General features: G+C 67.6%; 10 protein-coding genes. 2 read left to right on the top strand and 8 right to left on the bottom strand.

Annotation, left to right across the window (positions count from 1 at the left end; genetic code table 11):
- Positions 1 to 139 precede the first annotated feature (139 nt).
- From IEW22_RS19020 to IEW22_RS18995, 6 genes are all read right to left on the bottom strand, one after another.
- The gene (locus IEW22_RS19020) at positions 140 to 1,171 is read right to left on the bottom strand and encodes a FecCD family ABC transporter permease (protein ID WP_188588845.1); all 1,032 of its coding nucleotides are present in this window, start codon (positions 1,169 to 1,171) and stop codon (positions 140 to 142) included.
- A complete protein-coding gene (locus tag IEW22_RS19015; RefSeq protein WP_188588843.1) occupies positions 1,168 to 2,160 on the bottom strand; it encodes a FecCD family ABC transporter permease in 993 nt (330 codons plus the stop codon). The genes IEW22_RS19020 and IEW22_RS19015 overlap by 4 nt, the downstream gene beginning before the upstream one ends.
- On the bottom strand, positions 2,157 to 3,890 hold the full coding sequence (locus IEW22_RS19010) for an ABC transporter ATP-binding protein (protein ID WP_188588848.1): 1,734 nt from the start codon (positions 3,888 to 3,890) through the stop codon (positions 2,157 to 2,159). Before IEW22_RS19010 ends, IEW22_RS19015 begins: the two co-directional genes overlap by 4 nt.
- A gap of 2 nt (positions 3,891 to 3,892) precedes the next feature.
- Complete coding sequence (locus IEW22_RS19005) at positions 3,893 to 5,536, bottom strand: ABC transporter ATP-binding protein (protein WP_188588842.1); 1,644 nt, start codon at positions 5,534 to 5,536, stop codon at positions 3,893 to 3,895.
- 72 nt (positions 5,537 to 5,608) lie between these two features.
- Positions 5,609 to 6,271 (bottom strand): response regulator, encoded by a 663-nt coding sequence (locus IEW22_RS19000; RefSeq protein WP_188588840.1) that lies wholly within the window; start codon positions 6,269 to 6,271, stop codon positions 5,609 to 5,611.
- A gap of 7 nt (positions 6,272 to 6,278) precedes the next feature.
- Entirely contained in the window at positions 6,279 to 7,415 is a 1,137-nt protein-coding gene (locus tag IEW22_RS18995; RefSeq protein ID WP_188588837.1) for a sensor histidine kinase, read from the bottom strand.
- Between the two features lie 145 nt (positions 7,416 to 7,560).
- Here IEW22_RS18995 and IEW22_RS18990 point away from each other — a divergent pair, with 145 nt between their 5' ends.
- Positions 7,561 to 8,037, top strand: coding sequence for a hypothetical protein (locus IEW22_RS18990; RefSeq protein WP_229742909.1), 477 nt, complete (start codon positions 7,561 to 7,563; stop codon positions 8,035 to 8,037).
- On the opposite strand, the gene IEW22_RS18985 is transcribed toward IEW22_RS18990, so the two are convergent.
- A complete protein-coding gene (locus tag IEW22_RS18985) occupies positions 8,015 to 9,433 on the bottom strand; it encodes a fibronectin type III domain-containing protein (RefSeq protein ID WP_188588835.1) in 1,419 nt (472 codons plus the stop codon). The two genes, IEW22_RS18990 and IEW22_RS18985, sit on opposite strands and share 23 nt — an antisense overlap.
- Before the next feature lie 195 nt (positions 9,434 to 9,628).
- On the opposite strand from IEW22_RS18985, the gene IEW22_RS18980 reads away from it, so the two are divergent.
- A complete protein-coding gene (locus IEW22_RS18980; protein WP_188588833.1) occupies positions 9,629 to 10,000 on the top strand; it encodes a hypothetical protein in 372 nt (123 codons plus the stop codon).
- A 40-nt stretch (positions 10,001 to 10,040) separates the two neighbouring features.
- On the opposite strand, the gene IEW22_RS18975 is transcribed toward IEW22_RS18980, so the two are convergent.
- Entirely contained in the window at positions 10,041 to 10,382 is a 342-nt protein-coding gene (locus IEW22_RS18975) for a hypothetical protein (RefSeq protein WP_188588831.1), read from the bottom strand.
- Positions 10,383 to 10,628 lie beyond the last annotated feature (246 nt).

The following is a 10,628-nucleotide window of genomic DNA, read 5'->3' as shown; positions in this document are numbered from 1 at the left end:
GACACCACATCCGACAACCGACGATCCGACTCCGGCTTCACCCACCCAGCACGAGGCATACACCTAAAACTACACGCATGTAACCTTAACTGAACGGTATTGAGGCTAACCTATTCCACACGGGGTTCGAAAGCCCCCGTCACATGCGCCGCCCCTCCCACGCCAGCAGCCAGAGCAGATAGGCGCCACCGATGGACACCGTGACCACGCCCACCGGGAGCTGCTTGTCACCGAATGCGTGCTGCCCCACCGTGTCGGCCAGCACCAACAGCAGCGCTCCCATCGCCGCGGCGGGCAGCAGCATCGCGCCCGAGCCGCGCACCAGGCGGCGGGCGAGATGCGGGGCGGCCAGTGAGACAAAGGCGATCGGACCGGCGACCGCGGCGGGCACCGCGATCAGCGCGATCCCCAGCACGATCAGCGCCAGGCGCGTCGACTCCACCCGCACACCCAGCGCGCTCGCCACGTCGTCACCGAGGTCGAGCAGTTCCAGTCGGCGCCCGGCGACCAGGACGAACGGGACCAGCACGCAGATCACGACGGCCGCCGGACCTGCCTGCGACCAGGTGACCCCGTTGAGCGATCCCGCTCCCCACGTGGCCACCGACATCGCCTGCGACAGGTCGGCCTTCTGGATCAGCCACGCGTTGACGGCCTCGAGCATCGCGCTCACCGAGATGCCGACGATGATGAACCGGAACCCGCGGACACCGCGCCGGAATGCCAACAGGTACACCACGAGTGCGCACACGATCCCGCCGACCAGCGCACCCACGGCACGTGAGACATATCCGACCTGCCCGGCCACGAGGATCACCACCAGCGCCCCGGTGTAGGCACCGGAGTTGAAGCCGATGATGTCGGGTGAGCCCAGGGGGTTACGGGTGATCGACTGGAAGATCGCACCGGCCGCACCGAGCGCCGCGCCCAGCAACAGGGCCATCAGCACCCGCGGCAGCCGCCATTCCACCACCACCAGATGTTCGAAACGATTGCCGCCACCGGTCAGCGCCGCCACCACTCGCGCGGGTGCCACCGAGTAGTCCCCAAGACCCAGCGCGATGACCCCAACGACCAGCGCCAGGACCACCAGAATCAGGGTGACGATCACGCTGCGCATGCTGATCCTGCCGCGCAGCCGGATCGGCGGTTTCACGCTCGGTGCACTCATACCCTGATCCCCGATCGGCGGATGAGCCAGATCAGCACCGGTGCCCCCAGGAAGGCGGTGACCGTACCCACCGACAGCTCGCCGGGTCTGATCACGAGCCGGGCCACCACGTCGGAGGCCACCACCACGATCGCGCCGCAGACCGCCGAGAACACGATGATCCAGCGGCCGTCGTTGCCGACCAGCCGTCGTGACACATGCGGCACCATCAGACCGACGAAGGCGATGGGACCCGCGGCCGCGGTCGCCGCGCCGCACAGGATCGTCACCACCGCGACGCCGACGAGTCTCGTCCGGAACAGCCCGGCACCGAGACCGCGGGCCACATCGTCGCCGAGTGCGACGGTGTCCAGCGATCCGGCGATGAGCCAGGCGACCACCACGCCGACCACCACGAAACCGCTGATGGCCACCACCGGGGTCATCCCGCGGTCGGCCAGTGTGCCGACCCGCCAGAACCGCATCTGGTCGAAGGCCACCGGGTTGACCAGTGTCAGCCCGGTGGTGAGGCCGGTGAGCAGGGCGCCTGCCGCGACACCGGCGAGGGTGAGCCGCAGTGGGGATGCCCCGCCCCGCGCCGACGATCCGAGGACGAACACCAGCACCGAGAGCACGAATGCCCCGAGGAAGGCGAACCAGATGAAGCCCCAGATGCTGGTCACCGAGAACACCGCGACACCGACCGAGACCGCGAACGCCGCGCCGGCATTGACGCCGAGCAGGCCGGGATCGGCGATCGGGTTGCGGGTGAGCGTCTGGATCACCGTGCCCGAGACGCCGAGCGCGGCACCCACGATGATGCCGAGAAGTGTCCGCGGCCAACGCAGGTCGCGCACCACCGCCTGCTCCGGCGAATGGTCGAAGTGGAAGACGGCGTCGAAGGCGGTGCTCACCGAGATGCCACCCGAACCGATGATCAACCCCGCGCACACGAGAAGCACCAGGATCAGACAGGCCACCGCCAGCGTTGCGGTACGGCGGCGTCTCATCGCCGCTCCCCGGCGCGCCCGTCCGCCGACCAGCTCGCCCACAGCTGCGCATAGCGGCCCGCGCGGCGCAACAGCTGGTCGTGCGACCCGGATTCGATGATCCGGCCCCGGTCCATCACCAGGATCCGGTCGGCGCGGGAGGCCTGTTCGAGCCGATGGGCGATGATCACCGCGGTCCGTCCGGCCAGTGCGGCCTGCGCGCCGGCGTCGAGGATCGACGCATGGGCACTGCCCGCCTCCGACGTGGCCTCGTCGAGGACCACCAGATCGGGGTCGGCGAGCACCAGCCGCGCGAGGGCGATCTGCTGGACCTGCACCGGCGAGAGTTGATGTCCTTCGGCACCGACCACTGTGTCGATGCCCTCGGGCAGCCGCCGTACCCAGTCGTCGGCGCCGACGGTGCGCAGGGCGTCGTACAGGGTCGTGTCGGGGGCATCCGGCGCGACCAGTCGCAGATCGTCGGCGAGCGGCCCGCCGAAGACATGTGATTCCTGTGCCATCAGCACCATTCGGTCGGCACGTACGGCGACCCGGCCGCTCTGCGGGTGGTGGATACCGGCGATGAGGGCGGCGATGGTGGTCTTACCCGCACCTGAGGCCCCAACCACCGCCACATGCTCGCCGTCATCGACAGTCATCGAGATGTCATGTAGCACGCGATGTTCGGGACGGTAACCGAATCCGACGCGGTCGATCACCACACGTTCGGACCGCGTGTGGGGCAGCCGCTCGGGTCCGCCGGTGTCGTCAACGCGATCGGCGGCGTCGATCACGCCGACGATCCGCGACAGCGAGGCCAGCGCCGACTGCACGTCGTCGAAGACCATCAGCACCCCGCCGATCGGTCCGAACAGCTGCAGGAAGAGCAGCATTGCGGTGGTGGTGGCGCCGACGGTGAGCGAGCCGTCGCGGACGAGATAGAACCCGACCACCAGAATCGTTGCCATGCCGAGGAATTCGGCGGTGTTCATCCGACCCCAGAGGCGATTCTGGACGAGGCGGGCGCGCATCGCCCACACCACGGCCGCCCACGATCCCACCGCGATGGCGGCGGCGAGGATGCGCCCGAGTCCGAACGCGCGCGCGGTGTCGAGCCCGCGGATCGACGCCAGCACGTGCTGGGCCCGGTCGGCGACCGCGGCGCGTTCGGCGGCGTAGACCTGCGGGGCCCTGGCCAGATAGACACGAACCGCCCAGACGTACATCGGCAACGTCACGACGACCACCGCCAAGAACCGCCAGTCGAGAGCGGCGAGCCCGACAATGCTCACGCCCACCGCGAACGACGAGGTCGACAGTGCGGGTAGCGCTCGGCCGATCGCGGCGCCGACGGTGGACACATCGTCGGTGGCGCGGGAGACCAGATCGCCGGTGCCTGCGCGTTCGACCTCGGCGGCCGGCAGCGACAGCGCGGTGGTGACCAGGGATTCGCGTAGTCGCGCGAGCATCGTCTCGAGCAGCCGACCGGCCAGCGCCACCCCGAGGCCCGTGAGCAGCGCACTGGCGATTGCCGCGGCGACCATGAGCCCGCCGGTGCGCCACACCGACGTGGCGCGGTGTCCGCCACTGCCACTGGCGATGTCGACCATATGCCCCAGCCCCCAGGGGGTCACCAGTTCTAGCGCGGCGGCCGCGACGAGCACCACCAGCGTGACGAGCACGAGCCAGCCGTATCCGCGCAGACTCCTCCGGACCGCAGCGGCGATCCGTTTACCGGAGGCGAGCGGCATGCTCACAAGACCACCACCCGGTCGGCGACGGCCAGGAACGCCGGCGAATCGGTGAGCACGATCGTGGCGCGGTCACGGCGTAGCTCGGCGATGCGCGCGGCGATCATCGACTCGGTGACCGAGTCGACCGCGGTGGTCGGATCGACCAGCACGAGATAGTCGGTGTCGGCGGCCAGTGCCCGTGCCAGCGCGACGCGCTGACGCTGACCCCCGGATAGGAAGCGGCCCGACTCCCCCACATCGGTGTCCAGTCCGTCGGGAAGGATGTCGGCGAGGTCGTCGGCACCCGCGGCCAGGAGAGATCGGTCGACGCGAGTCAGGTCGGCAGCCGTTTCCTCGCCGGCCGCATCTCCCACCATGGCCCCGCCGGCGACGTTGTCGATGACGCTGCCGGTGAACAGGTCGGCGCTGTGCGGCGCGACGCGCAACAGTGTGAGCACGTCGGGGTAGGCGATGTCGAACAGGTCGGTCCCGTTGACCAGAACCGTGCCGGCGTCGGGTCGTACCGCACGCGACAGCACGGCCGCGAGATCGCCGCCGGCGCCGGTGATCACCGTCATTCCGGGTGCGGCGATGTCGAGATCCAACCCGTCGATGTCGCCCTGCGTCAGACCGCGGATGCTGACACCGGATCCGTCGGGTCCTGGCGCCGGCCGGTCGCCGGTGGTCACCGCGGGCGGGGCGGTGAGCACCCCGAGCACACGCTGTGCCGAGGCCAGACCCGAGGCCCAGACGGCGCCCAGGTTCGCCCCGATCATGCTCAGCGGTGCGATCACGAAGATGGTCAGACCGACCACGGCGATGAGCTGGCCGACGCTGATCGACCCGTGCACCGCGAGCAGCCCGGCGGCCACACCCACGCCGACGACCAGCAGCGAGGTGAACAGCCCCGTGGCGACGAGGAATGCCCCTTCGGCGCGACGCGCGTGGACGACCGCGGTGAGTGCGCGCCGGGACGACTGTCGGTAGCGGTGCGCGGCCTCGGGCTGGGCGGCCATCCCCGCGATCACCCGATAGCCGGTCATCAAGTCGGCCGCCGATCCGGCCGCCTCACCCGCTCGCTGCTGTTCGTGTTCGCTGCGGCGGCGCAGCGGTGCGCCCACGACGTCCATGAACCACAGCAGGAGTGGGGCCGCAACGAGGATCGCCAGCCCCAGCGGCCACGAGATCGACAGCAGCATCGCACCGCAGAACACCACCGCTGCGAGTTCGGCGACCGGATACAGCCCCAGCGACACCGTCATCGCCAGTCGCATCACATCGGAGGTCGCGATCGACAGGAGCGTTCCCGCCGATCGCTGCGGACCCGCCATTCCGCGCGGGTCGAGGATCCGGTCGGTGACCGCCGAACGGAGCCGGTGGCCGACGGTGTTGACCGCGAGATAGCCCAGGCGTGAACCGAACCGGAACGTCGTCGACAACGCCAGGAACACCACCGCGAGCACCACGATCCAGGTGAAAAGAGCGCCGGAGTCACCGGTGCTGATCGCCTGGTCGATCGCCCGGCCCATGACCACCGGGACCAGCGCCTCGCAGAACTGATGCAGGATCAGCAGGATCGCGGCCGGAACGGTGAGCCGGGGGCAGGAGAACATGGTGCGCCACACCAGACGGCGGGCATTCGCATTGTCGATACTGATCGGCACCTGTTCCGGCGGCGTGGACGCGGGTTGCAGTAACGGCCGGTTCAGGAGAGACACAATGCAGTTGAGGCTAGCCTATGGTCGTCGGGCCAGACCATGGCGATATGCATAGGCCACCAAGGCCGCGCGGTCGCGGCTACCGGTTTTCGACAGCAGGTGGTTAACGTGGGTTTTCACCGTGGCCATGCTCACCACCAGCGTCGATGCGATCTGTTGATTCGACGACCCGGCCGCGATCAAGGCGAGTACCTCCACTTCGCGTTCGGTGAGTCCGTCGGGATTGTGGTCGGGTGTGCCGTGCCCGCGCGCCGCGGCGAGCCGGTCGCGGGCCAGCAGTGCCGACATCGCCTTCGCATCGAGCAGAGAGCGCCCCGCGGCCGCCGCCTCGATCGCGGTCCGCAAGGTCTGGGGGTCGGCGTCCTTGTTGAGGAAGCCCACCGCACCGGCGTCGAGCGCCTCCACGATCGTGGCGTCGTCGTCATAGGTCGTCAGCGCGACCGCCTTCGTGCGCCTGCCCGCGGCGACCAGTTGTGTGATGGCCTCGATGCCGCCCATCCCCGGCATCCGCAGATCGGTCAGCAACACGTCGGGGTCGTGTTCGGCGACCAGTGCCAGCGCCTGCGCACCGTCGGCGGCGACGCCGACGACATCGATCCCGTCGAAGATCGCCAGTATCGACGCGAGGCCGTCGCGGACCACCCGCTGATCGTCGGCGACGACCACGCGCACCGTGCTCATGATGCCCTCACCTCAGCGACATCCTCATGGTCACGACGAAACCCTGTGCGCTAGGGCCGTATTCGAGTCGGCCGCCGTGGTGCTCGACGCGCTCACGCAATCCGGCCAGTCCGTGTCCGCCGCTGCGGTGGCCGAGATCGACAAATGACGCGGGGTCGCCCAGCGAGACGATGCCGACCGCCTCCGGGGTGAACTCCAGGCGCACGGGTGCGCCCGCCGCGTGCTTCATGCTGTTGGTGAGTCCCTCCATGATGAGTGATCGGGTCAGCCGATCCCACGATGCGGGAACCGATTCCGGGGTGCCGACGATCGTCACGTCGAGGCCCGCAACGGTCGTGAACTGCTCGATCGTGTCATGTGTCCACTGCGTGAGCGGTTGTTCGGTCGAGGTATCCGCGGCACGGGAGTCGGTCAGTGTCTCCACGGCATCACGCGCACCGGCGAGCCCGTCGCGCGCCAGTCCGATTGCGGTGTCGAGTCGTGCGGTGACGTCGGCCGAGGCCCCGTCGCGCTCAGCGGCCACCGCAGCGCCCTGCAGGGTAACGATCAGACCCGAGAGTGTGTGTGCGAGCACATCGTGGATCTGCGCGGCGACCTCGCGTTGCAGGTGTTCGACATGAGCTCTGGCTCGTTCCTGTTCGATGACCATCGATTGCGCAGCGGCCAGCTCGGCGGCGTCGCGCTGCCGGCGGCGCACCACCACGAATCCGATCACCACCACGCCGACGCCGAGGTAGAAGGCGGTACTCCAGACACCATGTGCCAGCCACCAGGAGTGGACGGCCAATGCGACCATCGGCGGCGTCACGACCAGGGTGTCGAGCAGCAGTGAGTCGTACCCGGTCCACAGACCGAAGCGGGCGGCTGCCCCGACGCCGATGTAGACGATCCACAGCGTGGCATCGGTGCTGAAGGCGAGTCCGAGCACGGTGGTGGCGACCACGATCACCAGCGCCATCTGCCTGCGGTCGACCGACAGCCGCGAGGACTGTACGAGCAGCGCCGCGACAGTCACCGCCGATGCGACAGTTCCCACCACCAGTCGCCACAGCGGTGTGCCGCCATGCCATTCGGCGATCACCGACACCACTATCGCCACCGACACCACCAGGCGCACGATCAGCTCGTCGCCGCGACTCTCCATGCGCTCACGGTAACCAGCACGGTGGGTGTTCGGCGAGCAAGATCAACCCGGAGTCCACCCTGGGGTTGATGGATCCGGCTGCGGATTCGACGAGCATCGAAGACATGAACACACACCTCGCCCAGACGTCGCGATCGTCGTCATCGTGGTCGGCTGGATCCTCTACCAGCAGCTGCGCGAACGCGCCGTCAAGGACGCGCCCCTACGGCTACCGTTGATCCTGGCGGTCATCGGTGTCATCGAGACACTGCAGTACCTCTCGCACCATTCCCACGTCGCGGCGGGTGAGATCGTCGGGGTACTCGTGGGATTCGTCGTCGCTGCCCTTCTGGCCGCGCCCAGGGCACATTCGATGTCGGTGTATCGCAACGCATCCGGCATCCTCGTCCGACGCGGCGGAGCGCTGACCGTGGTGCTCTGGATCGTCGCGATCGCCGCTCACGTGGGCATCGGCATGGTGACCTCTTATGCGGTGACCGGGAATCTGTCGCATGCGCTCAGTGGCCTCGACGGTGCGAGCATCCTGGTCTACCTGGCGATCACCCTGGGTGTGCAGGCCGCGATCATCGAGAAGAAGGCCGCTCCGCACCGTGCGGCTGTCAGGACGTCACATCACGTGTGACCGTGAAATTGCGGTCGCCGATCCCGCCGAGGGTGACCGACGGATGCAGGCCGAACATCTGTCGTGAGGACGCCTGACTCCACTCGCGTGCCGCAGGCGCCGAACTCTTGTGGAAGTTCGCCATGTATCCGCCCTCGTGGATGTGGACGAGGGTGAATCCGCCCGGATACTCCTTGATCGCCGCGACCTCCAGGAATGCCACATGGGGCGCAATCGAACTGGTGGTCCGACGGTTGCGGTGGGTGTGTCCGGAGTGGTGCAGGAAGACGCCCGGAGCTGCCGAGTAGAGACGCTCGAGACGATGCGCCGAGGCGCGGTCGAGGACGAAGGACTGCCCGGCGATCGCCTCGCGGGCGGACTCGTCGGTGACCGGGTGATGGCCGAAGACGAGTGTCGGACGTGTTGGCTGTGAACGTAGTTCGTGTTCGATGGCCTCGAACTGTGGTTGTTCGATGGTGCCGCCGGCGGCGTCGAGCATCGCCGTATCGAGGCCCATCAGGCGGATACCGTTCACGTGGGCGGTGTACATCTGCTGCCGAGGGAGCGGAAATGATTCCACGAGGCAGTCGAAGTGATCGGTGCCGGCGACCGGCGGACAGCTGCGGTACTCGTCGCCGGTGTGCGGGCGGTCGTGGTTGCCGCGTGAGGTGAGTACCGCGCGGCCGGCGAGACGGCCGCCGGAAGAGATGGGCGCGAACTTCTCGAGGAAGCCGTGTGCGGCGTGTACGTCGAGGAGTTCAGCCTCGGCGGTGAGATCGCCGTTGAGGATGAGCACCCGCGCGCCCAGCCGCGCCACGTCGGCGATCATCGCCGATGCCATCGTTTCCGGATACGGCGGTTGCCCGGGCAGCGATCCGAACGGCGGCGGGAAACCGTCCACGATGAGCCCGCTCTGTGTCTCGCCGACGTGCATGTCGTTGCTCAACGCCACGGTGAGGATGTGCGCGCCGGGCGGTGGGGTGAGCGTGGTGACCACACCCGGTGAGGCCGCTTCCGACGATCCGATGGAGATCTGTTCGGCGGCAGCCCTGAGTTCGGCCGGCTTCGCCACGCCGGACCGCACGCGGCTGACGATGGCCCCGAGTGCCTGGACGTCGAGATGAGGGAGTCGGCGTGGTGTCGCAGCGATACCGTCGGATTCGGCGCGGTAGTAGTAGGTGGTTCCCGGCTGCAGTCCGGTGATCTCCACGTGGTGGTAGGCGACGTCTGCGGTCCCCCGCGCAACGCGGTCGAGTTTGTCTGGAGCGGTGCCGAATCGGACCACCGAGTCGGCGGGAACTGCCAGGTGCCGGATCTCGCCGCCTCCGATTCCGGCGGCTGGGACGGAGGCGGTGAACCAGGTCAGTGCGAACGACGTGTCGGTGACGGTGACCAGATCGAGGTCCTGGGGATACACACGTTCTCCTCCTGCGCGGGTTCCTCGCGCGTGGGCAGTCGGTGCGGATACGGCAGCACCGAGAGAGGTCGCGGCAAGTGCACCGAGCACCGGGGCGTGGAGGAAATCACGACGGGTGAGCATCGCATCATCCTCACCGCAGCAGTTGACCATTCGGCAGCTACTCGATGAACAGACACTATAGGCTCATTCGCCATGATCGACCTCGTCCGTGTGGGACTCATCGAACTGGCTGCGGGAACATTGTTGGGATGGGCGGTGGCAGCAGACCACGCTATGCCTGCGCTGGTTGCCAGGTGCGGCATCAAGAGCCCTCGACGGATTCTCCAAGCACATCTCGACTACATCATCATGGGGATCATCCTCATCGCCGTAGGACTTGCGGTTCCGGGGCTGCCCCAGTGGGCGCGGATCGTCTTGATCATCGGCACAGTGGTAAATCCAGCGTTGTTCTTCCCGTTGGCTTTTCGTGAGAGCGCAGCCATGAGCATGCCCTACCGTCTGATCAGTGTGGCATCGTTTGCGGCGATGACGATCGGGGTCCTCGCCGCAGCCATCACCTACTGATGTGAATGTCGTGACGGCCTCGTCGCACATACGGCTGAACTCAAAATGGCGGTCGGTCTTCGACGGCGCGCCGAGCTTCCTGCTCCCCTGTGGCCTCGAGGGCTTTGCGGTTGCGTTCGCGTTCCTGGCGTCGGCGGGCGTGTGTGTCTGCCAGGCGTGGTCGGCGTCTGGTGGGTGACTCTGGGGTGTTTGGTTGTGGTGGTGGAGGTTTCGGCGGTGGTTCGGGGTCGGTGAAGGTGATGTCCCGCAGGGTCGGGAACAAGTCGTCACCGGATTCGGCGTAACCGTGGATGGTTGCACCATTCTGGGTGTAGAAGACCTGTCGGGCTTTGCCGGTGGCGTCGATGTACTGATCATCGAGAAACACACCATCGGTTTTCATCTGGTGGTGCATCCGGCACTTGGTCGCCAGCCCTACCGCCGTGGTCTGACCGCCAGCTGCCGGGTTGTCGTGATCGTATTCATGCACATGGTCGAGGTCCCCGGCGAAAGCAGGCTTGTCACAACCAGGCACCGTGCAATAACGGCTCTTCGAACTTGAGCGGGCAATGCCTGGTCAGCGGGCTGGCGTGTCGATGACGTGAGACGCCCCTGGTCTCCGGAAATCTGGATGTTGCGACACATTCCG

The sequence above is a fragment of the Gordonia jinhuaensis genome (assembly GCF_014639795.1).
In the GTDB taxonomy this organism is placed as follows: Bacteria; Actinomycetota; Actinomycetes; order Mycobacteriales; family Mycobacteriaceae; genus Gordonia_B; species Gordonia_B jinhuaensis.
This window is presented reverse-complemented; position numbering and strand designations above follow the sequence as displayed.